Source organism: Gemmiger formicilis, from assembly GCF_024462815.1.
Taxonomy (GTDB): Bacteria; Bacillota; Clostridia; order Oscillospirales; family Ruminococcaceae; genus Gemmiger.
In genome coordinates this window covers 67,743-93,142 of record NZ_JANGCG010000007.1, presented here as the reverse complement: position 1 = coordinate 93,142, position 25,400 = coordinate 67,743, and the positions used below count along the sequence as shown (strand labels likewise).

General features: G+C 61.1%; 26 protein-coding genes. 4 read left to right on the top strand and 22 right to left on the bottom strand.

Going from position 1 to position 25,400, the window contains the following annotated elements; genetic code table 11:
• The 21 genes from rplV to NE623_RS07670 form a co-directional block, all read right to left on the bottom strand.
• Positions 1-336 (bottom strand): 50S ribosomal protein L22, encoded by a 336-nt coding sequence (rplV, locus tag NE623_RS07770; protein ID WP_007047291.1) that lies wholly within the window; start codon positions 334-336, stop codon positions 1-3.
• Positions 337-353: 17 nt separating this feature from the next.
• On the bottom strand, positions 354-629 hold the full coding sequence (gene rpsS, locus NE623_RS07765; protein WP_256271464.1) for a 30S ribosomal protein S19: 276 nt from the start codon (positions 627-629) through the stop codon (positions 354-356).
• Positions 630-645: 16 nt separating this feature from the next.
• Positions 646-1,476, bottom strand: a complete 831-nt coding sequence (rplB, locus tag NE623_RS07760; protein WP_256271463.1) for a 50S ribosomal protein L2 — start codon at positions 1,474-1,476, stop codon at positions 646-648.
• Between the two features lie 104 nt (positions 1,477-1,580).
• On the bottom strand, positions 1,581-1,874 hold the full coding sequence (gene rplW / locus NE623_RS07755) for a 50S ribosomal protein L23 (protein WP_256271462.1): 294 nt from the start codon (positions 1,872-1,874) through the stop codon (positions 1,581-1,583).
• Positions 1,874-2,494 carry a 50S ribosomal protein L4 gene (gene rplD, locus NE623_RS07750; protein ID WP_256271461.1) on the bottom strand — a complete coding sequence of 207 codons (621 nt, stop codon included), beginning with the start codon at positions 2,492-2,494 and terminating at the stop codon, positions 1,874-1,876. Before rplD ends, rplW begins: the two co-directional genes overlap by 1 nt.
• A gap of 14 nt (positions 2,495-2,508) precedes the next feature.
• The gene (gene rplC / locus NE623_RS07745) at positions 2,509-3,141 is read right to left on the bottom strand and encodes a 50S ribosomal protein L3 (RefSeq protein WP_256271460.1); all 633 of its coding nucleotides are present in this window, start codon (positions 3,139-3,141) and stop codon (positions 2,509-2,511) included.
• A 162-nt stretch (positions 3,142-3,303) separates the two neighbouring features.
• A complete protein-coding gene (gene rpsJ, locus NE623_RS07740; protein ID WP_078783555.1) occupies positions 3,304-3,615 on the bottom strand; it encodes a 30S ribosomal protein S10 in 312 nt (103 codons plus the stop codon).
• A 450-nt stretch (positions 3,616-4,065) separates the two neighbouring features.
• Positions 4,066-5,499, bottom strand: a complete 1,434-nt coding sequence (locus tag NE623_RS07735) for a hypothetical protein (RefSeq protein WP_256271459.1) — start codon at positions 5,497-5,499, stop codon at positions 4,066-4,068.
• A gap of 52 nt (positions 5,500-5,551) precedes the next feature.
• Positions 5,552-6,586, bottom strand: a complete 1,035-nt coding sequence (locus tag NE623_RS07730) for a hypothetical protein (RefSeq protein WP_256271458.1) — start codon at positions 6,584-6,586, stop codon at positions 5,552-5,554.
• Positions 6,587-6,689: 103 nt separating this feature from the next.
• Positions 6,690-8,453, bottom strand: a complete 1,764-nt coding sequence (locus tag NE623_RS07725) for an Rqc2 family fibronectin-binding protein (RefSeq protein WP_256271457.1) — start codon at positions 8,451-8,453, stop codon at positions 6,690-6,692.
• 12 nt (positions 8,454-8,465) lie between these two features.
• Positions 8,466-9,221 (bottom strand): Nif3-like dinuclear metal center hexameric protein, encoded by a 756-nt coding sequence (locus NE623_RS07720; protein WP_256271456.1) that lies wholly within the window; start codon positions 9,219-9,221, stop codon positions 8,466-8,468.
• Between the two features lie 66 nt (positions 9,222-9,287).
• Complete coding sequence (locus NE623_RS07715) at positions 9,288-9,953, bottom strand: class I SAM-dependent methyltransferase (protein ID WP_256271455.1); 666 nt, start codon at positions 9,951-9,953, stop codon at positions 9,288-9,290.
• Complete coding sequence (locus NE623_RS07710) at positions 9,940-10,146, bottom strand: DUF1858 domain-containing protein (RefSeq protein ID WP_256271454.1); 207 nt, start codon at positions 10,144-10,146, stop codon at positions 9,940-9,942. Before NE623_RS07710 ends, NE623_RS07715 begins: the two co-directional genes overlap by 14 nt.
• Before the next feature lie 32 nt (positions 10,147-10,178).
• Entirely contained in the window at positions 10,179-12,428 is a 2,250-nt protein-coding gene (locus NE623_RS07705) for a DUF2142 domain-containing protein (RefSeq protein WP_256271453.1), read from the bottom strand.
• Positions 12,429-12,620: 192 nt separating this feature from the next.
• Entirely contained in the window at positions 12,621-12,899 is a 279-nt protein-coding gene (locus tag NE623_RS07700; protein WP_078783547.1) for a zinc-ribbon domain containing protein, read from the bottom strand.
• Positions 12,900-13,031: 132 nt separating this feature from the next.
• On the bottom strand, positions 13,032-13,592 hold the full coding sequence (locus NE623_RS07695; protein ID WP_256271452.1) for a sigma-70 family RNA polymerase sigma factor: 561 nt from the start codon (positions 13,590-13,592) through the stop codon (positions 13,032-13,034).
• Between the two features lie 104 nt (positions 13,593-13,696).
• Complete coding sequence (locus tag NE623_RS07690) at positions 13,697-14,716, bottom strand: rod shape-determining protein (protein ID WP_256271451.1); 1,020 nt, start codon at positions 14,714-14,716, stop codon at positions 13,697-13,699.
• Between the two features lie 81 nt (positions 14,717-14,797).
• Positions 14,798-15,352 carry a Maf family protein gene (locus tag NE623_RS07685; RefSeq protein WP_256271450.1) on the bottom strand — a complete coding sequence of 185 codons (555 nt, stop codon included), beginning with the start codon at positions 15,350-15,352 and terminating at the stop codon, positions 14,798-14,800.
• A gap of 90 nt (positions 15,353-15,442) precedes the next feature.
• Complete coding sequence (gene dut / locus NE623_RS07680; protein ID WP_256271449.1) at positions 15,443-15,886, bottom strand: dUTP diphosphatase; 444 nt, start codon at positions 15,884-15,886, stop codon at positions 15,443-15,445.
• A gap of 30 nt (positions 15,887-15,916) precedes the next feature.
• Positions 15,917-17,992, bottom strand: a complete 2,076-nt coding sequence (locus NE623_RS07675) for a U32 family peptidase (protein ID WP_256271448.1) — start codon at positions 17,990-17,992, stop codon at positions 15,917-15,919.
• Positions 17,989-18,360: a cell division protein ZapA gene (locus NE623_RS07670; RefSeq protein ID WP_256271447.1), complete on the bottom strand. Its 372-nt coding sequence runs from the start codon at positions 18,358-18,360 to the stop codon at positions 17,989-17,991. Before NE623_RS07670 ends, NE623_RS07675 begins: the two co-directional genes overlap by 4 nt.
• A gap of 257 nt (positions 18,361-18,617) precedes the next feature.
• Here NE623_RS07670 and NE623_RS07665 point away from each other — a divergent pair, with 257 nt between their 5' ends.
• From NE623_RS07665 to NE623_RS07650, 4 genes are all read left to right on the top strand, one after another.
• Positions 18,618-21,020 carry a glycogen/starch/alpha-glucan phosphorylase gene (locus tag NE623_RS07665; RefSeq protein ID WP_256271446.1) on the top strand — a complete coding sequence of 801 codons (2,403 nt, stop codon included), beginning with the start codon at positions 18,618-18,620 and terminating at the stop codon, positions 21,018-21,020.
• A gap of 68 nt (positions 21,021-21,088) precedes the next feature.
• Positions 21,089-22,939: a glycoside hydrolase family 13 protein gene (locus NE623_RS07660; protein ID WP_256271445.1), complete on the top strand. Its 1,851-nt coding sequence runs from the start codon at positions 21,089-21,091 to the stop codon at positions 22,937-22,939.
• Positions 22,940-23,155: 216 nt separating this feature from the next.
• On the top strand, positions 23,156-24,295 hold the full coding sequence (locus NE623_RS07655; RefSeq protein WP_256271444.1) for a sodium ion-translocating decarboxylase subunit beta: 1,140 nt from the start codon (positions 23,156-23,158) through the stop codon (positions 24,293-24,295).
• 13 nt (positions 24,296-24,308) lie between these two features.
• Positions 24,309-24,434, top strand: coding sequence for an oxaloacetate decarboxylase (locus NE623_RS07650; protein ID WP_256271443.1), 126 nt, complete (start codon positions 24,309-24,311; stop codon positions 24,432-24,434).
• A gap of 68 nt (positions 24,435-24,502) precedes the next feature.
• Here NE623_RS07650 and NE623_RS07645 read toward each other — a convergent pair whose 3' ends face one another.
• Positions 24,503-25,348 (bottom strand): DegV family protein, encoded by an 846-nt coding sequence (locus NE623_RS07645; protein WP_256271442.1) that lies wholly within the window; start codon positions 25,346-25,348, stop codon positions 24,503-24,505.
• Between the last annotated feature and the right edge of the window lie 52 nt (positions 25,349-25,400).

The window sequence follows — 25,400 nt, the reverse complement described above, 5'->3', positions numbered from 1 at the left end:
TTACTCTTTCTCTTTCAGCACAACAGTCATGTGGCTGGTGCGCTTCAGGATGCGGTATGCACGGCCCTGTGCGCGAGGCATAATGCGCTTGAGCGTGGGGCCGGGGCAGACGTAGCATTCTGCGACGTAGAGATTGTTGCGATCCATGTTGAAGTTGTTTTCCGCATTAGCGGCAGCAGAATTCACCAGCTTGAGAAGGGGCTCGCAGGCGGCCTTCGGGGTGTACTGCAGGATAGCCAGCGCTTCGTCCAGGGGTTTGTTACGGATGAGGTCCATCACGATCGAAACCTTGCGGGGACTAATGCGGGCATAACGGAGAATAGCCCGTGCTTCCATTCGATGTTCCTCCTCTCTTATTTGCCGGCGGTCTTAGCGCCGACGTGGCCGGTGAACTTGCGGGTAGGTGCAAACTCGCCCAGCTTGTGGCCAACCATATCCTCGGTGACGTAGACGGGCACGTGCTTGCGGCCGTCATGGACGGCGAAGGTGTGACCGACGAACTCGGGGAAGATGGTGGAGGAACGGCTCCAGGTCTTCACGACGCTCTTCTTACCAGCCTCGTTCATAGCCTCGACCTTTTTGTACAGGGAAGGCAGAACGTAAGGGCCCTTCTTAGTGCTTCTAGACATTGTTCAGTAACCTCCCTTAGCCGTTGGCGCGCTTGACAATGAACTTGTCGCTGCGGGCCTTGTGTTTGCGGGTCTTCAGGCCCAGAGCGGGCTTGCCCCACGGAGTACGCGGGCTGGAATGACCGACGGGTGCGCGGCCCTCGCCACCACCGTGAGGATGGTCGCAGGGGTTCATGACGGAACCACGGCTGCCGGGGCGAACGCCCATGTGGCGCTTGCGGCCAGCCTTGCCCAGGTTGACGTTCTCGTGGTCGAGGTTGGAAACAACGCCGATGGTGGCGATGCAGTTCAGACGAACGTTGCGCATCTCACCGGAGGGCAGACGAACCAGAGCGTAACCATTCTCCTTAGCCATCAGCTGAGCCATAACGCCAGCGGAACGAACCAGCTGGCCGCCCTTGCCGGGATAGAGCTCGATATTGTGGATCATGGTACCGACGGGGATGTTCTCGAAGGGCAGAGCGTTGCCGGGCTTGATGTCAGCGTTGGGGCCAGCCATAATGGTGTCGCCAACCTTCATGCCATCGGGAGCCAGGATGTAGCTCTTGGCGCCGTCCTCATACTCGATGAGGGCGATGAAAGCGGAGCGGTTCGGATCGTACTCCAGCGTCTTGACGGTGGCGGGGACATCAAACTTGTTGCGCTTGAAGTCGATGACACGGTACTTGACGCGGTTGCCGCCGCCGTGATGGCGAACGGTGATCTTGCCGGTGTTGTTGCGGCCGGCGTGCTTCTTCTTGGACTCGAGCAGGCTGCGCTCCGGCTCAACCTTGGACAGGACGCTGTAATCAGTAACAGTCATGCCACGGCGGCCGGGGGTAGTCGGCTTGTACTTCTTGATAGCCATGTTGATCTCCTTGTTGTTATCTTATGAATTTTTATCGGGGTCATATCCCCATAAGCGAACCCCTCGGCGGGGTTCTGCGTGACGGCCTTGCGGCCATCAGGTCATCAGACCATAGAGTTGAAGAACTCGATCTCCTTGGAGTCAGCAGTCAGGGTGACGATGGCCTTCTTGCTCTTGGCAGTGTAGCCAGCGTGCATACCCTGGCGGCGATAACGGCCGCGGACGCTGATGGTGTTGACCTTGGCGACCTTCACGCCGAACAGCTCTTCGACTGCCTTGGCGATGTCGATCTTGGTGGCATCGGTAGCGACCTTGAAGGTGTACTTCTTGTCAGCAATACCGGCCATGGAGTTCTCGGTGATGACGGGGGCGAGAACGATGTCCTGTGCGAATTTCATCACGCATATACCTCCTCAAGTTTCTTGGCAGCGTCAACGCTCAGGATGAGCTTGTCGGCGTTGACAACATCGTAGGTGTTGACGCCGGTAGCGACGGTCTTGACACCGGGGATGTTGGCGGCGCTCTTGACGAACTTAGCGTCCAGAGTGTCATTGACGATCAGGTTCTTCTTGCCTGCGCCGACAGCGGCCAGGAAAGCAACGACGGTCTTGGTCTTGTACTCGTCAGCAGCAATCTTATCCACGATAATCATGTTGCCGTTGGCAGCCTTGTCAGACAGGGCGCTGAGCAGAGCCAGACGCTTGACCTTCTTGTTGATGGTGTAGTAGTAGCTGCGGGGCTTGGGGCCCAGAGCAACACCGCCGTGGGTCCACTGCGGAGCGCGGATAGAACCCTGGCGAGCGTGGCCGGTGCCCTTCTGGCGCCAAGGCTTCTTGCCGCCGCCGCGGACTTCCTTGCGGATCTTGGTGTTCTGGGTGCCCTGGCGCTGGTTGGCCAGGAAGTTGACGACTGCCTCGTGGACAGCCTTCTCGTTCGGGGTGATACCGAACACGGCGTCGGAAAGCTCAACGGTGGAAACCTTCTTGCCGTTCATATCGACGACATCAAACTGTGCCATTGTGTTTTCCTCCTTTACGCTTTCACGCTGTCGTGGATGGTCACGACCGAGCCCTTCGGGCCGGGGATTGCACCCTTGATTGCGATCAGATTGTTCTCAGCGTCGACCTTGACGACGCTCAGGTTCTGGACGGTCACGCGGACCGCACCCATGTGGCCGGGCAGACGCTTGCCCTTGAACACGCGGGACGGGCTGGAAGTGGAGCCGTTAGAACCGGCATGACGCGCAACAGGGCCGGTGCCGTGGCTCTCACGCAGGCGGTGCTGGCCAAAGCGCTTGATAACGCCCTGATAGCCCTTGCCCTTGCTGGTGCCGACAACGTCAACCTTGTCGCCCTCTGCAAAGACATCAGCCTTGAGGATGTCGCCGACGTTCAGGGCAGCGATGTCATCAAAGCGGAACTCACGCAGGGTGCGCTTGGGAGCGACGTCAGCCTTGTCGAAGTGACCCTTGGCGGCCTTGTTGACCTTCTTGGCGCTCACTTCGCCGTAGCCCATCTGAACGGCCTGATAGCCGTCAGACTCAACGGTCTTCTTCTGCACGACGGTGCAGGGGCCGGCCTCGATGATGGTGACCGGAACGACCTTGCCGTTGGCGTCGAACAGCTGGGTCATGCCCAGCTTCTTGCCGATGATACCTTTTTGCATTGTGTTTGTCCTCCTGTAAAGGTTATTGGTTGGTGGTTTCCCATCAACATGACCTCTCCGCTGTACATTGCAGCGAGATGGTGCTTTACCGTGTTTTCATTACACGCCGACCGTTCACGGATCACGGCCGCGCGTATCGGCCTTTATAATGTAGAAACTCGATTACAGCTTGATCTCGATGTCAACGCCCGCGGGGAGCTGCAGGCTCATGAGAGCCTCAACCGTCTTGTTGGACGGCTTCAGAATGTCGATCAGACGCTTGTGCGTGCGGGTCTCGAACTGCTCACGGCTGTCCTTGTACTTGTGGACAGCGCGCAGGATCGTGACGACCTCCTTATCGGTGGGCAGGGGGATCGGGCCGGAAACGCGAGCGCCAGTGCGCTTAGCGGTCTCCACGATCTTCTGTGCCGCAGCATCGATCAGGGATGCATCGTAGCTCTTCAGACGGATTCTGATTTTTTCTTTGACTGCCATTGCATTCGCCTCCTATAAAATTTTGCGCCTTAGGCGAGCCGATAAATTACACACGTTTCCGGGTGTTCAACCTTTTCGCATGACAAAATCCGGTGAACCGTGTTCGCACAGTTCTCCCGGAAAGAATCATTACAAAGTAAGGTGAACATTGGTCCGTGCCGCAGAATGCAGCAGCGTACATATCCCTTTGTTTCCGTAATTCTTTCGCCCGGTTCTAAGATCGGACATACTCCGCGGAAAAACCCGCCAGCCTATCGGCTATACGGCGGCAACCTCCCGCATCAACGCATATCGCGGCTTGCGCAGCTTGTTTTATCTGCACAAGCCTTCCGCAGCCAAGAGAGATTATACCACACGTTTCCCGGCGTTGCAAGCCCTTTTTGGCATTTTTATAAAATTTTTTTGAGAAATTTTTGCGTTATGCCGAAAGTCGCCGCTACGTGTCCACATTCACAGCACACCCAACGTCTTGCAGTAGGCAAAAAGCGTCGGCAGCAGCCATACTGCGGCAATTCCAACCGCAAAGCCGCCCCATACGTACAGCCGCAGCGCTCCCTGCGGCTTGTCGTCCTCGTTTGCCAGCTGTGCAGCCACCGTGCCGCCCGGCAATGGGAGCTTGAAAATAAGCTCTGCGAACAAAGCCCCGTAAAAGCAAAGCGGAATCAGCTTTGCCGCATACGAAAGCAGCCCGATATAAAATGCCACAAACCGGCGGCCTTCCTGCGCCACCAGCGAGTAGGGCGTGCCCATCCAGAAGCGCAGCACGCCGAGATCCAGCAGGTCGCCCTCCAGCTGACCGGGGAACACCTGAAAGGAAAGCAGCAGGAAGCCGCACGCCAGTATCACATCCACCACCTGCAGCACGCGGCCTTCCCCGGCGGCGCAGGCCGTGGTAAGCAGCACAAACGGAACCAGCAAAAGCAGCCACTGCGGGTGCCACAAGACAAACAGGAACAGTGTGCCGAACACAAGCAGCCCGATGTACAGAACCGCCTTCCGGCGCGCCCGCTCCGTCCTTGGCCGGTACAGCCATGCCGCAACGCAAATCAGCGCCATCGCAACGCCGAAACAGGAAGCGTCCGTCACGCCGCCGTGGAAGCTGTTGGCAAACAGGCGCTCCGTCATCAGGCTGTTGAAATACGCCGCATCCCCTGTTCTGCCGTAAAAAAGCAGTGTGGTGGGAAGGTAGAGCCAGAGGGAGGCCGCCGCATACGCAACCACCCGCAGCGGGCGCTTTTCCGCCAGCAGCAACAGCGGCAGCAGCAAAAAGACAGGGAAGAACTTGCAGACCAGCCCGACACCCATAATCAGAGAGAAGCGCCAGAGCTTACCATCAAGATAATACAGCAGCCCGAGCAGTAAGAAGAACAGGCAGATGCTGTCATACTGCCCCATAATGACCACCGTAAAAAAGCTGATGGGGTTCAGCCAGAATGCAAGCGGCATCCACGCGGTGACGGTCTCATCGCAGTCCATACGCTTTGCTATGGCCTGCACCAGAAACCCGCTGCCAATATAAAACCCGACGCCGATTGCCTTGCACCACAGCGCCAGCGCCGTATCGCTGAACGCCCAGCCGGTCAGCGCCTCGCAGAGATACAGCGGCAGCTCCCACAGCGCATACAGCAGGTAAATCACGATATTATAATGGGCAGCATTGCTGTAATCATACCCATACACTCTTGTCAGCGTGTTTTCATAAAAATTAAAAAACTGTCCGTCCCGGATACTGTTCAGCAGGATATAGCCATGCCTTGCCGTTTCCAGAATATCGGGGTGCGCAAACAGGAGATAGGCCGCCGCCAAAAGAACCGCAAAAAGCAGCGTATCGCGCTTACCGGGCTTTGCCCTGCCAAGCGTCCCTGCCAGCTTCGGGTGTGCCATAGTGTCATCCTTTCATCCTCATCCTTGTGTCCGCCCTGCGTTTCCGCCGGGCTCAGTACGGCAGGGTGAAATCATCCACCCGCCAGCCGTCTTCGGTGGGAAGCAGCCGTACCTCGGCCAGCGTTGCAGTGTCCGGTGTGATGAGCTCATCTCCGCCCCAGCCCGCAAAGTCCTCGCTCTCGATGGTCAGTATAATCTGGTAGAACTTTATACTGCCGTCCGGCTGCAGCTCCGGCTTGGTAAAAAGGTAGCCGCAGTTGGCAATGTTGCTGCCGCGGTCACCGCAGAGGGAGAGAATCGTATCGTTTTCCCCCTGCTTGAACGGCGCCGTATCGCTGTCGGCAATCACCCGGAAGCGCTTTTCCGAATAGACCGTGTGCAGGAAGCTGCTGAACTCCGAGAAGCTCGTATAGATTTCGCCCTCCGCGGGCGGACGCCAGTAGTCACCAACGTTTCCGCTCTGCTCCATAAAGCCGACGTGCAGGCCATAGTAGCGTTCCTCAAAGAAGTACGCCGTTGCCAATGCCGCCTGTGCCTGCTTGTCCAGTCCGGCGGGGACCTCATAGGTGCCGCTGCGGTCATACCAGCTCAGCCACGGCACGCGCACTTTTACACCCACCACATTGTTTTCCGGCAGGATATACGGCTCCTCCTGCAGTTTCAGCCGGTAAAAGGTTCCGTCCCGGTCATATTTTTCCTGCCAGTCGGGGTTCAACTTCTTCAGCCAGTCCACCGTGGTGTGGAAGCGCTCGGCGGCCTCCTCCAGGGTGCTGCTGGTGCAACAGAGGGTCACACCCTGCTCGGGCCACGCCACCCGCTCCGCCGTCTGCTGGCGGTACGGCGCGCTGAAGGTGTAATCGGGCATACGGCAGCCCGCGCCGTCGCGCCAGTCCTCAAACGAAACCGGGTCATACGCGGCCATTGTCGGCACGGGTGTCGGGCTGGGCGTGGCGGTCGGCTCCGGGGTGGGCGCCGCCGTCGGCGCAGGGGTTGGGGTCGATACGGGCACAGCCGTACTGCCCGCCGGGGCCGCACAGGCCGTAAGCAGCACAACTGCCAGTGCAAGGGCAAGAGCCTTCTGTTTCACAGCGTTCCCCTCCTTTTTCAGTGGTGGGTTTCCTTATATTGGTACATCATCTGGTCCGCCTCAATGACTGTGTAGTATTCCATCATACTTTCCCCAGCTTTTATCAATTTTTTTGGGACTTCTTCAGCTGCTCCTCCAGCCCCTCCCGCGGGGTGACGTAGACTGTGGTGTACACCTCATACAGCACCATACCGGGCTTGGCGCCGTTGGCCTTCCAGATGTTCTTCACCTCGGTGGTGTCAACGGCCACCTTGGCGCCGCCGTTCTGGCTGGAATGAAGCACCGCCAGCTCGGCGGCCTCCTGCCGGGTGGTGTCGGGGATGTCCTCTCCCCTGCTCATCACCACGCAGTGGCTACCGGGGGCCTTCTGCACATGGAACCACAAATCCTTGCCGCGGGCCGTGTGCAGGGTCAGCTTGTCATTCTGCAGATTGTTGCGGCCCACCAGAATCTCAAACCCATCGCTGGAGGTATACCGCAGGAAATCCGCGGGCTTCTGCTTGCGGTCGCGCTGCTTGTAGTATTTCAGGTAGCCCTGACTCTTCAGCTCGGCGCGGATTTCGTTCAGCGCCATCTCGCCGGGCGCGGACTCAACCTCATACAGAACCGTGCGCAGATATTCAATTTCAGCCTCGCCCTCCACCAGCAGCTTCTGCAGCATGGCGTGGGCAGTCTGCTTCTTTTTGTAATCGCGGAAATACTTCTGGGCGTTCTCGTTGCCGCCCAGACGCGGGTCAAGCCGGATGGTCACATCCTCGCCGGTGTAGTAGTTCTGCACCGTCACCTGACGGTCGCCCTTGTGGACGGCCCAGAGGTTTGCCTGCAGAAGCTCACCGTACAGCCGCAGTGTGTCAGCCTTGGCGGACTGGCTCAGTTCCTCCTTGCGGGCGGCCTGCTTGCGGACGGCGCGGTCATACATATTGTGGACTGCCTTATACAGTTCGCGGCTCTTCTGGCGCAGGCGCTCGGCGCGGTCCTTGGTGGCGTAGTAATCCTCCAGCAGCTCGCTGTAGGTGGGGTACTGGGTCAGAATGGCCGCGCTGCCGTACTGCTGCGGCACAAAGAAGCTGAACTCCACTGGCTTCGGCGCGCCGTCCGGCTGGGGCAGCCGCACCGCGGTGGGCGTGCCGCCGCGGCTGTGCTCGTCCTTCAGCTCGTCAAGGGCTGCGGCCAGCGCAGTGCGTTCCTCAGCGGTCAGGTCGCAGGCCAGCGCGGGCGTTTCGCCCAGAGCGCGGCAGACAGCCTCCCGCATAACCACCGGGCCGACGCCCGCTACCGTCTTGCCCAGCGCCTGTGCCACCAGCAGGTCCTTTTCGCACGCCGCCGCCACAAGGGAGGCAGCGCTCGTCTCCAGGAAGTCCGGCCGCGCGGGCTTGGGCGGCAGCGTGTAGGCAAGGCCCGGCAGAAGCTGGCGAACCTCGCTGTCATCAAAGTCCACCCGCTTGAGCGCGTCAATGATGCGTCCATCCTGCACCAGCACCAGATTGGAGTAGCGGCCCATCAGCTCCACGGCCAGCGTGTTGGTGACAAGGTCGCCCATCTCGTTGGTGCAGCGGAAGTCAAAATAGACAATGCGGTCGCCCGGCTCGCGGCGTAGGTCGATAAGACGGCCGCCGGTCAGATGCTTGCGCAGCAGCATACAGAAGCCCGGCGGGGTCAGCGGGTTCTCAAAGCTCTCCTTCGTCAGGCAGACGCGGGCCGAGCCGCTGCGGGCCGACAGCAGCAGGCGGTGGGTCTCGGTGCGGGTGCGCAGGGTCATCAGCACCTCATCGCGGGTCGGCTCAAAGATTTTGTCAATCTTCGCGTCCAGCAGAGTGGTTTTCAGTTCACCGGCGACCAACGCCAGTGTTGCGGCATCAAGGGACATGGGGTTCTCCTTTTATAATAAGTAGGAATAGGGGTCTTTGTCCGCCTCGGCGTGGGCTACGCTCAATGCCGGGAACTGCCCGGCAATGCAGGCGGCCAGCACATCGGCAATAGCGTGCTCGGTGCCCCAATGGCCCGCCACCACCAACCCGACGCCCTTCTCCTTGGCAAGCAGGGCAATGTGGTGCGCTGCCTCGCCGGTGACAAGGCAGTCCGCGCCGCGGTCGATGGCCTCCTGCAGATAGCTGCCGCCCGCACCGCTGACCTCGGCCAGACAGGTGACCGGCTTTGCGCCGTTCACGTACTTTACGCCGGTGTGCAGCGTCTGCGCGCAGAAGCGGGCCAGTGCCTCGACCGTGGTGGGCATCGTGGTGCCGATGCGGCCGCAGCCCTCGGCAAAGCTCTCCCGCCCCTCGGCGGCAATGCCCAGAATGTTGCTCAGGGTATCGTTGACGCCCTCGGGCGCGGCATCCAGATTTGTGTGCATACAGATAGCGGAAATGCCGTTCTTCAGCAGCAACGCCGGTACATCGTCGGCGGCCAGCGTCTTGAGCGGGTGGAAGATGACCGGGTGATGGCTGACAATGAGCTGGCAGTCGTTCTCCACCGCCTCGCGCACCACGGCGGGGGTGATGTCCAGCGTGGTCAGCACGCTGTCCACCGGCGTGCCGGCATCGACCAGCAGGCCGACGTTGTCCCAGCTGAGCGCCAGCTCCTGCGGCGCCGCCGCCTGTAGCAGACCCAGAATTTGCTGTACACTTACCGACATTGCGGATACCTCCAATTTGTTTACACAGTAGCGGGTCACATCCCCGGGCGGAGCAGAGCCCCGCCCCTACTGTTTTTCCAGCTCGGCAATCAGCTTGCCCACGGCGTCCTTTTCTGCGCCGTCCGGCAGGCCGAGCTGATATTTCTTCAGCTTGGCATTCTGGCTGGCGTAATACTCCGCACACCCGGGCTGGCCCGCCGTCAGGCCGGTCAGGCAGTACAGCCCATCCGGCTCACAGGCTTCCCCGGTGTAGCGGGCGTTCATCACGGCGTACCACCGGCCCGCGGCCTGGCAGAGCGTTTCCGCCCGCAAGGCAAAGCCGCGCCGGGCCAGCCAGCGGCGCAGGATGCTGTGCTTGGTGGCGGGCACAAGAATCAGATTGTACCGCGCATCAAAGACCCACGGTGCAGCCTCCAGAATTTCGATAATCGTCTCGGCGCCCATGCCTGCGATGATGATATCCTCCGCCTCGCCGGGGGCCAGCACCGAAAGCCCGCTGCCCAGCCGCAGCTGTACCCTATCGCCGTAGGGCGCACAGGTCACGCGGGCCTTTTCCAGCGGGCCGGGGCGCAGGTCACAAGCCAAAACAAGCGGGCAGCGACCGCTGCCCGCCAGTGCGGCGCTTAGTTTGCCGTGGTCGCAGCCGATGTCCGCCGCCGTGTGCCCCGGCCGTACAAAGTCGAAGGCAGCGGTCAGGCGGGCGTCCAGCCGCGGTACATTACAGGTGTGCAAAGTAATCGTTCAGCTCGGCAACCAGCTCATCGGCATCGACACCGTGAACGGCGCAGGCCTCCTCAACGGTCTCGCCGTGGGATGCCATGCAGCCCAGGCAGTGCATACCGGTGGACAGGAAGATGGGCACGCAACCCTGCGTGGGGTCATTGTTCAGGATTTCGGCAATGATGGTATTCTTGGTAACAGTCATGAGAGTGTTCTCCTTTTATAATAAAGTAGGTTTTATGATACTTGCTGCCAGCTTGCGTATAAGCTAAAGCCCTGCAGCAGGGTCAACAGTGTACAGGCAGTGACGGCCAGCGCCGCCCCGCGGGAGGCATCGCGCCGCAGAGCAACGCAACGGCTGCGCTTGCAGAGCAGCAGCGCCAGCGGCAGCACCGGCAGCCAGTAGCGGCCCTGCATACCAAACAGGGTCTGGTAGTTGATGGGCGTCCAGTTCAGCACCACCACCAGCAGCGCCGCCGCCACACCAAAGAGGATTGCCACCGTGCCCCATGCCGTCCGGCGGCCCAGCGGCGGCTGCTCGCCCTGTGCCGGGAGGGCCGCCGCCAGCAGCGCCAGCACTAGCCCAATGCCCAGCAGCCAGCTTACGTCGATGCGGTAGACAATCGGCTCGCCCAGCGTTGTGCCGAGCATCCCCTGCAGCCAGAACGCACCCTGCTCCGGGATAGAGCGCAGCAGCAGCTTGGCGGTGGCAGGCAGATTGCGGAACACATACCCCAGTGAGAAGGTATATAGGGAATCGCCGTTGGGTTTCACCATCAGCAGCTGGTCAGGGTTCAGCCCGCCGCCCATATGGGTCAGTGCGTAGACGCTGCCCGCCGCGGCCAGCACAACCACAACGGCCAGCCCCCAGCGGAAGGCCCGCCGCTTTTTGGCGTCACCGCGGGTCACGGCATAGAGCCAGAGCGCAAGCACCAGCAGCACCGCCAGCGCCACACCGCCCACGGCCAGCATGGTATGGTTCATATCGCGGGCCGCGTAGGCAAGCTCGCTCAGATTGGCGGAAATCCACAGGCAGGATGCCAGCACCAGCACAGCCCCCTGAATGTACCACCCGTTCTGAACGCGCAGCCCGAAGGGGCCCTTGACCGCGCCGCGGCCGCCGTCCAGATTTTCCACCGGGATGATAAAGCAGAGCAGCACCACCGGCAGATAGATGGCCTTGGCCGGGCCAACCAGCCCACCCAGCGCGACCAGAAGCAGCTTTTCCCACCAGACGGCCTTCTTGCTGCGCAGCCGCAGGCAGAGCGCCGTGTAGCAGAAAATTGTTCCCAGTACCGGGGTATCCGGTGAAAAGCTGGCCGCCAGCTCCAGCGGCATAGGCAGCAGCGCCACGCAGGCCAGCAGTCCGCGCACTCCGGCAGGGGCCAGCGCCACAGCCAGCGCCGCCAATGCCAGATAGGAAATCAGATTGAAAATACGCCCGGTGCGCAGCATCGTGTAGAAGTTTTGCCCCAGACTGCGCGCCAGCCGGACACCCAGCGCCTGCGCCAGATAGCCGCTGCTGCCCTGCCCGGCCTTCGCCTCGCTGGCAACAGTCAGCTCGTCCGGGCCGCCCGCCTCGTTCCGGCGGGCCATCTCCTGATTCTTGTAGGCCAGGATCCCGATTTCCCCGCTGCGCGTGCCAAAGTGGGGTGCGTCACATTCACGGACCAGCAGATTGCCGTCCTCGTCTGCGGGCGTCTGCCCGCCTATACGGCTTGCCAGCTCATAGGCGGCGGCCAAATGAAAGTATTCATCGGGGGCCACCAGCGCGGGGGTGACCTGTACAAAGGCCAACCCGCAGGCAAGGCCCACCACCGCCACCGTCAGCGCCAGCGGGGTCTGCAAGCCGAACAGCAGCACCGCCGCAAAGGCCGCTGCCGCCAGCACCGGAGCCAGCTGGTTGGCCAGCGTGGTCGGCCACTGTGCGGCGTTATCGGTCATCATCTGCAGGGCCAGTGTGGCTCCGGCGTCGGTATCGCCCACCAGAAGCGGCATACCGTCCACCGTGCCAGTGCTGGCCCAAAGGCCCAGCGGGCCATCCCACGCCGCCACACTATAAATATGTAGGGTCATGGTCTCGTCCTGCGCCGGTGTGTAAGTGCTGTCGAAGGCGAACGCCGTAAAAAGGTTGTCAAAAATATTCAGGTAATCCCCCGCGGCCTGTCCGCGCAGCGTTCCTGTGCTGTCGTAGAGGTCCACCATCAGCATACCACTCTGGCGCGGTGTGCCTTGGGTACTGAAGTCGAGCCGCACGCCGCAGACCGTCTGCCCGGCGGATACCGGCATAGACTGGGTCAGCCCTTCCCCGGTGACATCAATGACCTGACTGTAGTCATCGTTGAGGATGGCAAAGGTCTGTGTATCGCCGACACGCAGCTGTAAATCATACCCCACCCAGCGGCAGAGCAGCCAGACGGCCGCTGCCGCCAGCAGGGCCGCTACTATGCTGCAAACCGTGCGTCGAATCGTGAGTTTTTGTTTCATAAAAATACGCCTTTCCGGCAGGATGTACGGGAATCAGTGCTATTATACAGCATACGGCGTAAAAACGCAAATCGGCGCTGCAGATTTTGTTTGGTATTCCTATATCAACCCTATGAACAAACCGCGCCCCGGCGGTGAGGCCGGGGCGCGGAATGGAACATTCAACTCATTTTACACGAAAAAGCGCGTAAATCAGCCGTTCTCCTTCATCTTAGCGAAGCACTCGCTGCAGTAGACCGGGCGGTCCTCACGAGGCTGGAAGGGAACCTTGCAGGCCTTGCCGCAGCTGGCGCAGGTAGCGTCGAACATCTGGCGCTCACCGCGGGTAGAGTTCTTGCGGGCATCACGGCAGGGCTTGCAGCGCTGGGGCTGGTTCTCGAAACCACGGCTGGCGTAGAACTCCTGCTCGCCGGCGGTCCAAACGAACTCCTTGCCGCAATCCTTGCATACCAAAGTCTTGTCTTCGAACATAGTGGGTATCTCCTCTGTGTTTATTTTGCCCGCGGAAGAATCTAAAACAACGCATATGGAATGGACCAACTGAACTGATTTTAGGCGCTACTGGGGCAGGTTGATATATGATGCAGGCAATACGCCTGAATCCTAAATTGTGGGGCCGCCGCGCAGCTTGCGGCGGGCGCGGGCCAAGGCATTGGCCACGTTTTTGGTGGGCAGGCCCAGCTCCTGCGCAGTCTGCGCGGGGGTCTTGCCCGAAAGCCCGGCCATAACCACCCGGCGTTCCAGCTCGGAAAGCTCGGTCTGCATACGGCGCAGGGTATCGGCCAGCTGTTCGCCGGAGATAGCCTGTTCCTCCGGGCCGGGGCGGGTGTCGGTGCTCTGCTCCGCGGTGGGCAGCGGCACGCTGAAATTCAGCGGCGCGTGCTTTTTGCGCAGGGCGGCCCTGCGGGCGTCCTGCTGCGCGTGGCGGATGCAGGCGGCCGCATAGGCGGTGAAGGTCTGCCCCATGGCGGGGTCAAACCCGCGCACGGCGTGAAACAGGCCAATCAGGCCCTCCTGCACGGCATCGTCAAATTCAAGCCCCGGGGCGGTACACTCGGCTGCACCCCTGCGGATGGCCGGCATCATGCGGGCGATGAGCGCCGCCAAGGCGTTCTCATCCCCCTGCTGTGCGCGGACAGGCAAATCCTTGTCAACAGTGTGCATAGGGTATTCCTCCGGCCGGATACGGACAATCTAATAATAGCCGGAAACGGCCCGTTTGTCAATCTTTTTTTCGGCGGCTCTGCATAGAAAAAGCCCGCCGCTTTTTACAGGTAGCTCATTTCCTCGCGGCGCCTTCCGGCCAGCTCGGGGTTATCCAGAACCGCGCCGGCGCCCAGCGCCACACAGTCAAGCGGGCTTTCGGCAATATGAACGTCAATGCCGGTCTCGTTCTGAATCAGCGTGTCCAGCCCGCGCAGCAGCGCGCCGCCACCCGAAAGCATAATGCCGCGGTCAATAATGTCGCTGGACAGCTCCGGCGGGGTACATTCCAGCGTATCCTTGATGGCCTCCACGATGCGCAGCAGGCACTCGCTCATTGCCTCGCGCACCTCCTCCGACCGGATGAGGATATCCTTCGGCAGGCCGTCCACAAGGTTGCGGCCCTTGATTTCCATGCTGGTCTCGGGGTCCTGCGGGCAGGCGGAGCCGATTTCAATTTTAATCTGCTCGGCGGTGCGCTCGCCCACCAGTAGATTATACTTGCGCTTGATGAAGGCGATGATGCTCTGGTCCAGTGCATCGCCCGCGCAGCGCACGCTGCGGCTGGCCACAATGCCCGACAGGCTGATGACCGCCACCTCCGCCGTGCCGCCGCCGATGTCCACAATCATACTGCCCACCGCGTCCGCAGTCGGCAGGCCACTGCCGATGGCCGCTGCCATCGGTTCCTCAATGACGGTGACCTGCCGGGCCCCCGCCTTGGCGGCAGCCTGACGCACAGCGCGGCGCTCGACCTCGGTGACGCCGGACGGCACGCAGATAACCACCCGCGGCCGGGCAAACAGGCTGCTGCCGCACGCCTGGCGGATAAAGCTCTGCAGCATGGCGGCGGTGATGTCAAAATCGGCAATGACGCCGTCCTTCAGCGGGCGCACGGCCACGATGGAGCCCGGCGCACGGCCGATAACGGCCTTTGCCTCGTGCCCGACACTGCGCACCCGCAGCTCATCACTGCGCGGGTCCACGGCAACAACGCTCGGTTCCCGCATAATGATGCCGCGGCCCTTCATGTACACAAGGGTGTTGGCCGTGCCCAGATCAATGCCGATATCTTTGGTAAACATAGCGCGTATTCTCCCGAAAAAGCGTGTAAAAAAGTTGCGTACTCTGCCCATACAGTCTCCCTTTTCCGGGGCTGCAGGGTCTTATTGAAATTCGCGCAGCAGCTGCGCTGTGCGGTGAACCGGCAGCCCCATAATGTTGTAGTAGCATCCTTCGATGCCAGCACACCACAGCGCTGCATGCCCCTGTATGGCATACGCCCCGGCCTTGTCGTAAGGCTCCGGCGTGCGCACATACGCCAGCAGGTCGGCCTCGTCAATGGGCGAGAAATGGACTATGGTTGTCTCCACCGTGGCCGCCGCACGGCGCCCGCAGCAGATGCACACCCCTGTGTGGACGCGGTGCTCCCGCCCGGAGAGGGCCCGCAGCATACGCAGCGCGTCCGCTTCATCCTTCGGCTTGCCAAAGACCTCGCCCTCACACTCAACCACCGTGTCAAAGCCGCAGACAATCTCATTCGAGTGCTCCTCCGCCACGGCGCAAGCCTTGGCCGTTGCCAGTGCCTTTGCCAGATGGGCGGGGGTGTCCGCCGCGATTTTCGTCTCATCGACCTCGCTGGTGATGACGGTGTAGTCCGGCGTAATCAGGGACATCAGTTCCCTGCGGCGCGGACTGCCGGAGGCAAGAATCAGAGCCATGCTGTGCTTCCTTTCTGGTACATTATAGAATAAGGCCGGTGTCGAAGTGTGGCAAAGTAAGCCACATGGGCAAAAACGCCTTTCCTCTGCTTATTTGCCGGTGGACCCGAAGCCGCCTGCGCCGCGGGCGGTATCGGTCAGCTCGTCCGCCGGGGCAAAGGCTGCCTGCCAGGCCGGCGCGATGCAGAGCTGGGCCACACGCTCGCCGGGCTGAATCGTGTAGGCTTCGCCGGACAGGTTCACCATCGGCACCCGGAGCTCACCGCGGTAGTCGCTGTCAATGACGCCGACACCGTTTGCCATGCACAGGCCGTGCTTGATGGACAGGCCGCTGCGGGCGTAGACGAGGGCCACACACTCCGGGCCGGGCAGTTCAATCGCAAGGCCGGTCGGCACAAGAGTGCGCTGCATGGGGGCCAGGGTCAGCGGCTCATCCAGCACGGCGCACAAATCCGCCGCTGCCGCGCCCGCCGTTGCATACGCCGGCACCACCGCACGTTCATCAAGTTTTTTGTATTTCACAACAGGCTTCATACTAACTCCACCAAATTTCTTATTTCTTATTTAGTTGCTTGTATAGTATAACCCACGGGTAAACTCGCTGTCAAACGGCTGACCGTTCAAAAGCAGCTCCAAAATCTGGGCGGTGCGGGCCGGGGTCTCGGTGGTGAAGGCGGCAATCGCCACATCCACCGGCATCTCGCGCAGACGCTCGCCCATATACAGCGGCACAGGGTTGAACACCGTACGCACACCGGCCCCGCCGGGGGCCGAGCAGGTCACGGTGAAATCGCGGCCCTTGCGGTCGCGCAGGGTACCGCCGCCCGGGCACCTGCCGCAGTCCCGCACGTTGCGCAGCGGGCAGGCGCGGGTCAGCATCAGCGGCAGATGGCCGTAGCAGAGCGCCGCCGTGGGCACGCCGGGGGCCACCGCCGTCATAGCGGTCAGGGCGGTTTCGGGCTGCAGCAGCAGGCCCTCCATCCCAAGGGAGACATACCGCGCCGCGCTCATGGGGTTGGTGACGTTCAGACCCAAGCCACCGTACAGCGCCCAGCCGTCCGCAAGGCGGAGCTGCGCAGGGTTGTTGACCACCGCGCCCGCAAAGCCCGCATCCTGCAAGGCATCCAGCCGGGCGGCGGTTTTCTGCTCACCCTTGCCGAACATTACCCGCGGCAGCTCCAACAGGGTCTTTTCCCGCCATGTCACCGGGATGCTCTCCGCCTCCGCGAGGGGGAAAATCAGATATTTCAACTTGTCCACGGCGTCCGCCGGGCACTGCGCCGCATTGGCAAACCGTGCGGCCAGCGCGGGCAGCTGCCCCACCGTGTGGGCGGGGTAGGTCGGCACCGTGAAGGGCTGCACCACATGGGGCGTGGGCGCGCTGCGCTTTTCCAGCAGCTTGTCCAGCGCCTCGCGGCGCATCTCATTCCACGCAGAGCCGGGCAGGAAGCCAAGGCCGCCCTCCCCCGCCTCGGCGGTCAGGCCCGCCATCAGGAAGGGTGTGCCGCCGGTCTTGCCCAGCGCACGCTCAATGCCGGGCATCGGGTCCTTCTGGGCGGGCTGCGGCTCGTCCGCGCTATAGACGCTAATCTTATGGCCGTCCGCATCGGCAGCCGTCAGCTTGATGCCGCCATCCTCCACGCCGCCGCTGACCGTGTACCACACCGGCACACGCTGCAGCTCACGGCGGAACAGCTCGCGGGCCTTCGGGGTGGCGGCGCGGGTAGCCGCAGCGTCCGCCTCGGTGCGCACGCCGAACATTTTGCCGTCATTGTGGTTCGTCAGGTAGCCGTCCGTAAAGCCGGAGCGCGAGAAGATGTCCCGCACCAGCTTTTCATCGTAGGGCTGGCCCTCGCAGACGGCACGGCAGGCTGTGACCGCCGCTGCCGCATACTCCGGCGTGCGCAGACGGCCCTCAATCTTGACGCTGGCCACGCCCGCATCCATCAGCTCCCGCAGATGCGGGATGTAGTCCATATCCTTCAGGCTCAGGTGGCAGGCCCTGCCGGGCTGGCCGGGTTTCAGCCCCGGCGTGGCATCAAACGGCAGGCGGCAGGGGCCCGCGCAGGCGCCGCGGTTGCCGCTGCGCCCGCCCAGAAAGGCGCTCATCATGCACTGGCCGGATACACTCATACAGAGGGCGCCGTGGACAAAGACTTCTACCTCAATCGGACTTGCCTCACAGACGGCGCGGATTTCCTCCAGCGAGAGCTCACGCGCCAGAATCACGCGGTCATAGCCCAGCGCCGCCAGTTCCTTCGCGCCCTCCGGCGTGTGGACGCTCATCTGGGTCGAGCCGTGCAGCTGCAGGGTCGGCGCAATCGCCTTGACCAGCTGCGCCGTTGCCAGATCGTCCGCAATCACGGCGTCCGCCCCGGCCTCGGCCACAGCGCGCACCGCGTCCGCCAGGCCGGGAAGCTCCTTATCATAGACCAGCGTGTTCAGCGTCACGTGTACCCGCACCCCGCGGGCATGGCAGAAGGCCACGGCCTCGCGCAGCTCCTCCGGGGTAAAGTTGCCCGCGGTGCGGCGGGCGTTGAAGCCGGTCAGCCCCAGATAAACAGCATCAGCGCCGCTGAAAACAGCGGCGCCAAGCATTTCGCGGTTACCCGCCGGGGCCAGAATCTCGGGCCGGCTCATTCTTCCTCCACAGGGAACTGGCTGCGGCGCAAGCGGCGCTCCAGCTCATCCACACGGCGCTTCAGGCTGGCATTCTCGCGCCGTGCCTCCTCGGCGGCCATCTTGGCGCTGGCCGCATCCTCCAGATAATCCTTGATCTGGCGGCGCATATTATCGGCACTGCCACTGGCCTTTTCCAGCTCGTCGCGGTAGTTCAGCGCCGTCATAACTGCCGCCGTCGTGATGGAGACGGAGTTTGAAGACGCCATCAGCTCGTTCATATCCAGATTGAGCCTGTCCGCGAGATTCTGCATATAATCCTCGCTCTCGCTCGTGTTGACTACATAGCTGGAACCGCAGATGTTCAGCCGCACTTTTGAAGTCGCCATACCCATAATCATACTCCTTCCGGTCTCTGTGCGCAGGCTGTAGGGCACCGCACGCACAGAATCTTACCATTATTATAATACAAATCCGCGGTTTGCAAAAGCCCTTTTTGACGGATTTGTATAAAAAAACTGTAAACAGCCAATTTTGACTTGCGCAATCAGCCAGATATCGTTATAATCTATAGTATGGTAAATTAGACACACCCATAAATGCGCAAAAATCATAAATCCTATGTTGCAAGAAGGAGAGAACGATTTTGAAATACACAAAGCGTGAATTTGAGAAGCTGCTCAAAGATAAGCTGATGAGCGAGTGCAATGTCACCCTGGACATGGCCTCCGCTGACCAGATTTATCGCTGTCTGGCCATGATTACCCGCCAGATTATGTCTGACCGCCAGAAGCAGTTCCAGTCCAAGGTTCTGGGCGAGGGCAAGAAGCAGGTCTACTACCTCTGCATGGAGTTCCTGATGGGCCGCAGCCTGCGCACCAGCCTGTTCAACCTGGGTCTGAACGAGGTTGCCGAGAGCGTGCTGGCTGATGCCGATGTCAAGATCGACACCATCTATGACCAGGAGCCCGATGCAGGCTTAGGCAACGGCGGTCTGGGCCGTCTGGCCGCCTGCTATCTGGACGGCATGGCCACCGACGGCATCCCCGGCACCGGCTATTCCATCCTGTATGAGTACGGCATCTTCAAGCAGAAGATTGTGGACGGCTGGCAGCAGGAGACCGCTGACAACTGGCTGCCCGGCGGTCAGGTCTGGATTAAGAGCCACCCCGACCAGGCACAGGAAATCCGCTTTGACGGTCAGGCCATTGAGACCTGGGAGGGCGGCTTCCATCACGTCAAGTACGAGAACTACAACTCCGTTATCGCCGTGCCCAACGATATGTACGTGGCCGGCTATGGCTCGAATGGCGTTTCCAAGCTGCGTCTGTGGCAGGCCAAGGCTCCCAGCTTTGATATGAGCAGCTTCAACGCCGGCAACTACAACACCGCCATCAGCCATTCTGCCTCCGCAGAGCTGATTTCCAAGATCCTCTACCCCAACGACAACCACACCGAGGGCAAGATTCTGCGTCTGCGCCAGCAGTATTTCTTCTCTGCTGCCTCCATCGCCGACATTCTGCAGAACCACCTGAACCAGTACGGCACGCTGGACAATCTGGCTGACAAGGTTGCCATCCAGCTGAACGACACCCACCCGACCGTTGCCATCCCCGAGATGATGCGCATCCTGCTGGATGAGTGCAGCTATGAGTGGGACGCCGCCTTCGACATCTGCCGCAAGGTCTTTGCCTACACCAACCACACCGTCATGAGCGAGGCACTGGAGAAGTGGAACGCCGACATCTTCCGTTCCACCCTGCCCCGCATCTGGCAGATTGTCTGTGAGATGGACCGCCGCTGCCGCGCCGACCTGGCCAAGGCCTTCCCCGGCGACCAGGGCAAGATTGACTATATGGCCATCATCGGCGACAATCAGGTCCGCACCGCCAACATCTGCGCCTACACCTGCCACGCCATCAACGGCGTTTCCAAGCTGCACAGTGAGATTATCAAGGACAGCGTGTTCCACGATTACTTCCTGTACAAGCCGCAGGCCTTCAAGAATGTCACCAACGGCATTGCCTACCGCCGCTGGCTGCTCTGCTCCAACCCGGGTCTGACCCATCTGCTGGAGGAGACCATCGGTGACGGCTTCAAGACCGACGCCGCCGAGCTGAAGAAGCTGGACAAGTTTGTGGATGACAAGACTGTGCAGGCTGCCGCCGCCAAGGTCAAGCGCGAGAACAAGGTTATCTTTGCCAACTACCTGCAGAAGGCCACCGGTCAGGTCATTGACCCCGATTCCATCTTCGACTGCCAGGTCAAGCGTATGCACGAGTACAAGCGCCAGCATCTGAACGCGCTGAACATCGCCGCCGAGTACCTGTATCTGAAGAACAACCCCAACGCCGAGTTCACCCCCAAGACCTACATCTTCGGTGCCAAGGCAGCCCCCGGCTACTATATGGCCAAGCAGATGATTCGTATGATTTGCAAGCTGGGCAAGATGATTGACGAGGATCCCGCTGTGCGCGGCAAGCTGCGCATTGTCTATCTCGAGGACTACTGCGTCAGCCTGTCCGAGCGTCTGATGCCTGCCTCCGAGGTCTCTGAGCAGATTTCTCTGGCCGGCACCGAGGCTTCCGGCACCGGCAATATGAAGTTTATGCTGAACGGCGCCATCACGCTGGGCACGCTGGACGGTGCAAACGTTGAGATTGCCGACGCCGCCGGTCACGAGAACGAGATTATTTTTGGTATGCTGACCCCCGAGGTCAACGCGCTGAAGGGCATGGGCTACCACCCGAACGCCTTCATCAATGGCGACAACACCGCCATGGCCGTGCTGGACTTCCTGGAGAAGGGCTGGAACGGTGAGAACTTCAGCGAGGTTACGAGCAACCTGCGCAACTCCGACCCGTACATGGTCATGGCGGACTTCAAGGATTACCGCCGTGCCCAGCATGACCTGCAGGAGCTGTACCGCGACAAGCAGAAGTGGAACCACATGAGTCTGAAGAACATTGCCAACGCCGGCATCTTCAGCGCCGACCGTTCCATCATGGACTATGCGCGTGACATCTGGGGCGCCACTCCTGTAAAATAATTTGACTGTTTGAATCTGCCGCGCCCGCTACCGGGCGCGGTTTTTATTTCGCTAAAAGGGGAGATTTTATGTCCCACACGTTTTTCAACAGCTTTGATGCCGCCTGTAAAACGCCGTTCGGAGCGGTACCGGCCGGGCAGTCAGTCACCTTCAACCTGACCGTGCCTGAGGATCTGGGCTACGTGGACCCGCATCTGGTGCTGACAAAGGACCGCGAGGACCCGGTGCACTACCGCATGGAATTCACCGGCCAGACGCCCAAGGTCAACCACTTTACGCTGACCCTTGCGCCCACCACCGCCGGGCTGTACTTCTACCACTTTGACCTGTACACCGACTTCCGCCGCATCTACCGCACCGCGGGCGGCGAGGGCGTGTTGAGCTGGACGGACGGGCAGGACTGGCAGCTGACAGTCTACGAGCCGGACTTCCGCACGCCCGACTGGCTAAAGAACGGCACCATGTACCAGATTTTCCCCGACCGCTTCTGTGAGGGCAAGCCCAACAAGGAAATGCCCTTTGCCGACCGCATCTACCGCGCCGACAAGACAGGCGAGCCCTATTTCTGGCCGACCGAGCAGAGCGAGGGCTATCTGAACATGGACTATTACGGCGGTGACTTTGCGGGCATCCAGAAAAAGCTGCCGTACCTGCGCGATTTGGGCGTGACCTGTATCTATCTGAACCCGATTTTTGAGGCCCACGCCAACCACCGCTACAACACCGCCGACTACCTCAAAGCCGACCCCCTGCTGGGCACGAACGAGGAGTTCAGTGCCCTCTGCGCGGCCGCCGCCAAAGAGGGCATCCGCATCATACTGGACGGCGTGTTCAGCCACACCGGCTCAGATTCCCGCTATTTCAACCGCGAGGGCCGCTACGGCCCGGGCGGTGCCTACCGCGACCGCAATTCTCCCTACCGCAGCTGGTACGATTTTGACTCTGGCTATCCCTGCGGCTACCGCAGCTGGTGGGGCTTTGAAACTCTGCCCGAGGTGCAGGAGGATTCGCCCTCCTACGTGGAATTTATCTGCGGCAAGGGCGGCGTCATTGACACTTGGCTGGGGCTGGGTGCCTCGGGCTTCCGGCTGGATGTAGCCGATGAGCTGCCCGACGAATTTATTGAAAAAATCCGTGCCGCCGTCAAATTCCACGGCGAGGACAAGCTGCTGCTGGGCGAGGTCTGGGAGGACGCCACCACGAAGGAGGCCTTCGGTCGCCGCCGCACCTATCTGCGCGGGCACGGGCTGGACGCCGTGATGAACTATCCCTTCCGCAATGCTGCGCTGGACTATCTGCACGGCGCGGATGTGGCCGCCGTGGCCGACAGCCTGATGCAGATTTGCGAGAATTACCCTGCCCCGGCGCTGGACTGCGCGATGAATTTCCTGTCCACCCACGACACCGAGCGTGCACTGACCGCCATTGCGGGCGAGCCCGCCAACGGCCGCGACCGCTACTGGCAGAGTAAGCGCTGCATTCCCTCCGGCCAGATGGACGCCGCCATCCGCAAGCTGCTTTTGGGCTATGCGATGATTTTCACGCTGCCCGGCGTGCCTTGCATCTACTACGGCGATGAAATCGCCATGCAGGGCTACCGCGACCCCTTCAACCGCGCCTTCTTTGACTGGAATTCCACCGAGCAGCGGCTGCGCGGCCCGATGAAAACGCTGGCGGCCCTGCGCCGCAGCTGTGATGCCTTCAACGGCGGGCGGCTGGAAATCGTCCGCGCCGAGGGGGACGTTCTGCACTACCGCCGCGTCGGCAAGACCCAGACCGCTGAGATTGTGCTGAACCGCGGCCCCCACCTGATTGCCGAGGATGCCTTTGGCAAGAACACCGAGGTGAACCCCGGCGGCTTTACCGTTCTTGTTGAGGACAATGAGCCCGAGCACGTGGGGTATTTTTCGGTCTATTGACCGCATTTTCCCCTTGCATTTTGCGCTGTTCCGCGCTATACTAAGGGTAAGGTAAAAGGGAGTAAGGGGCGCAGGCTGCCTGCGCCGTATCGCTTCGTCACCACGGGCCGTCGGCCCCGGGGCATACTGCAAACGCTGAGACTTTTGCCGCAGTTTTTTCTGCGGCGGGGGTCTCTTTTTTATACCCTGCCGCCCATCCAACGGGAGGTATCATACATGCAATTCCTGCAAACCTTTGCCGGACTGTTCGCAAACTTCGGCAATCTCACCTGGCAGATGGTGGTCATGTGGGCCATCGGTGCCCTGCTGATTTATCTGGCCATTGCCAAAAAGATGGAGCCCAGCCTGCTGCTGCCAATGGGCTTCGGCGCGATTCTGGTCAATCTGCCGCTGTCCGGCGCTATCACCCAAGGGGACACGGTCGGCCCCATCAGCGCACTTTTTGACGCTGGTATGTCCAATGAACTGTTTCCGCTGCTGCTTTTCATCGGCATTGGCGCAATGATTGACTTCGGCCCGCTGCTTGAAAAGCCGTGGCTGATGCTGTTCGGCGCGGCGGCGCAGCTCGGTATCTTCGTCACGCTGGTGCTGGCCGGGCTCTTCTTTGATCTGCCCGATGCCGCGTCCATCGCCGTCATTGGCGCGGCGGACGGCCCGACCGCCATCTTTGTGGCCAACACCCTCGGCAGCAAGTATCTGGGTGCCATTATGGTGGCGGCTTACAGCTATATGGCGCTGGTGCCCATCGTACAGCCGCCGGTCATCCGCCTGTGCACCACCAAAAAGGAGCGTCTGATTCGTATGCCCTACCAGAAGGGCAGCGTGAGCAAAACCACCAAAATTTTGTTCCCGATTGTGGTCACTGTGCTGGCCGGGCTGGTCGCACCCGCCAGCGTGGCGCTGGTCGGCTTTCTGATGTTCGGCAACCTGCTGCGGGAGTGCGGCGTGCTGAACACCCTGTCCGAGACCGCGCAGAATGTGCTGGCCAACCTGATTACGATTGTGCTGGGCCTGACCGTGGCCGGGCAGATGACTGCCGACAAGTTTGTGCAGCCGGACACCCTGCTGATTCTGGCTTTAGGCCTTGTGGCGTTCATTTTTGATACGGCTGGCGGTGTTTTCTTTGCCAAGCTGCTGAACCTGTTCCTGCCGGAGGGCAAGAAAATCAACCCGATGATTGGCGCGGCGGGCATCTCCGCCTTCCCGATGAGTGGCCGCGTGGTCAACCAGATGGGTCTGGCCGAGGACAACCAGAATTTCCTGCTGATGTACTCCATCAGCGTCAACGTTTCGGGGCAGATTGCATCGGTCATTGCCGGTGGTCTGATTCTGACCCTGATGAACGGTTATGTATAAGGAGGCTTGCGCCATGTCAACTGCTCTGCTGCCCGTCACCCTCTCGATGCTCTGTGCCGGTATGGCGGGGATTTTCCTCGTCCTCGGCGCGCTGGTGCTGGGGGTCTATCTGCTGAATAAGCTTTTTAGCGGAAAATAAAAAAGCTTCTCCGAACGGAGAAGCCGATTTGTAGGGGCGAGCATGGCTCGCCCCTACATTTTATTTTATTACTCCTTCGCCACAAACACCACGCCGACCACGCCGGGGCCGACATGGGTGCCGATGGTGGGGCCAAGCTGGGCCACACGGCCGCCGGTCAGTTGGAGATTCTGGTGCATGTAGTGGTGTACCGGTGCAACAAGCTGCTTGTTATCGCTGTAGAGCAGCGTATAGCCGTAGCGCGGGTCAACACCACCGAGCGCGTCCAGTTGCTTGAACATGGCGACCAGCGCACCGGGGCGGCCGCGGCCCTTGTCCACCAGCTTGATAGCGCCGTCCTGCAGGGCCAGCACCGGCTTGATGCCCAGCGCGCCGCCCACAATGGCCACGGCGGCGGGCAGGCGGCCGCCCTTCTGCAGATGCTTGAGGCTGTCCACCACGGCGACGATACGCACCCGCTTCTTGAATTGCTCCAGCACAGCGGCGATTTCCTCCGCCGTCAGGCCCTCCTCGTCGCGCAGGCGCACCGCCTCACGGACGAGCAGCGCCTCACCCTGCGAAGCCGCCTCAGAGTCCACGATATGCGCCTGCAGGCCGACATCGGCGGCGGCCAGATGCGCGCATTGGTAGGTGCCGGACAGCTTCTGGCCGATGGTGATTACAAGAACCTCATCCCCCGCCGCGGCGGCGTCCTCATACAGCTGCATAAAGCTAGCCGGGCTGGGCTGGCTGGTGCGGGGCAGCTTGCTGTCCTCGGCCAGCCGGGCAAAAAACTCGTCCTTCGTCATGCTGCCGTCATCCTCGCGGCTGGTTCCGTCCGCAAAGGTGACGGTCATGGGCACAACGGTGACGCCGGGGACGGTCAGCTCCGCCGCAGTCAGATCGGCGGCAGAATCGGTGATAATACGAATCATAGGTTCGCTCCTTTATGGAAGGCGGCGGGGCCGCACATTTTGTTGACTATTC

Bases quoted from the DNA above. Each gene is read 5' to 3' on its own strand.
- rplV (WP_007047291.1), bottom strand. From the start codon at position 336: ATGGAAGCACGGGCTATTCTCCGTTATGCCCGCATTAGTCCCCGCAAG.
- rpsS (WP_256271464.1), bottom strand. From the start codon at position 629: ATGTCTAGAAGCACTAAGAAGGGCCCTTACGTTCTGCCTTCCCTGTAC.
- rplB (WP_256271463.1), bottom strand. From the start codon at position 1,476: ATGGCTATCAAGAAGTACAAGCCGACTACCCCCGGCCGCCGTGGCATG.
- rplW (WP_256271462.1), bottom strand. From the start codon at position 1,874: ATGAAATTCGCACAGGACATCGTTCTCGCCCCCGTCATCACCGAGAAC.
- rplD (WP_256271461.1), bottom strand. From the start codon at position 2,494: ATGGCACAGTTTGATGTCGTCGATATGAACGGCAAGAAGGTTTCCACC.
- rplC (WP_256271460.1), bottom strand. From the start codon at position 3,141: ATGCAAAAAGGTATCATCGGCAAGAAGCTGGGCATGACCCAGCTGTTC.
- rpsJ (WP_078783555.1), bottom strand. From the start codon at position 3,615: ATGGCAGTCAAAGAAAAAATCAGAATCCGTCTGAAGAGCTACGATGCA.
- NE623_RS07735 (WP_256271459.1), bottom strand. From the start codon at position 5,499: ATGGCACACCCGAAGCTGGCAGGGACGCTTGGCAGGGCAAAGCCCGGT.
- NE623_RS07725 (WP_256271457.1), bottom strand. From the start codon at position 8,453: ATGTCCCTTGATGCCGCAACACTGGCGTTGGTCGCCGGTGAACTGAAA.
- NE623_RS07720 (WP_256271456.1), bottom strand. From the start codon at position 9,221: ATGTCGGTAAGTGTACAGCAAATTCTGGGTCTGCTACAGGCGGCGGCG.
- NE623_RS07710 (WP_256271454.1), bottom strand. From the start codon at position 10,146: ATGACTGTTACCAAGAATACCATCATTGCCGAAATCCTGAACAATGAC.
- NE623_RS07705 (WP_256271453.1), bottom strand. From the start codon at position 12,428: ATGAAACAAAAACTCACGATTCGACGCACGGTTTGCAGCATAGTAGCG.
- NE623_RS07700 (WP_078783547.1), bottom strand. From the start codon at position 12,899: ATGTTCGAAGACAAGACTTTGGTATGCAAGGATTGCGGCAAGGAGTTC.
- NE623_RS07695 (WP_256271452.1), bottom strand. From the start codon at position 13,592: ATGCACACTGTTGACAAGGATTTGCCTGTCCGCGCACAGCAGGGGGAT.
- NE623_RS07690 (WP_256271451.1), bottom strand. From the start codon at position 14,716: ATGTTTACCAAAGATATCGGCATTGATCTGGGCACGGCCAACACCCTT.
- NE623_RS07685 (WP_256271450.1), bottom strand. From the start codon at position 15,352: ATGGCTCTGATTCTTGCCTCCGGCAGTCCGCGCCGCAGGGAACTGATG.
- dut (WP_256271449.1), bottom strand. From the start codon at position 15,886: ATGAAGCCTGTTGTGAAATACAAAAAACTTGATGAACGTGCGGTGGTG.
- NE623_RS07675 (WP_256271448.1), bottom strand. From the start codon at position 17,992: ATGAGCCGGCCCGAGATTCTGGCCCCGGCGGGTAACCGCGAAATGCTT.
- NE623_RS07670 (WP_256271447.1), bottom strand. From the start codon at position 18,360: ATGGCGACTTCAAAAGTGCGGCTGAACATCTGCGGTTCCAGCTATGTA.
- NE623_RS07660 (WP_256271445.1), top strand. From the start codon at position 21,089: ATGTCCCACACGTTTTTCAACAGCTTTGATGCCGCCTGTAAAACGCCG.
- NE623_RS07655 (WP_256271444.1), top strand. From the start codon at position 23,156: ATGCAATTCCTGCAAACCTTTGCCGGACTGTTCGCAAACTTCGGCAAT.
- NE623_RS07650 (WP_256271443.1), top strand. From the start codon at position 24,309: ATGTCAACTGCTCTGCTGCCCGTCACCCTCTCGATGCTCTGTGCCGGT.
- NE623_RS07645 (WP_256271442.1), bottom strand. From the start codon at position 25,348: ATGATTCGTATTATCACCGATTCTGCCGCCGATCTGACTGCGGCGGAG.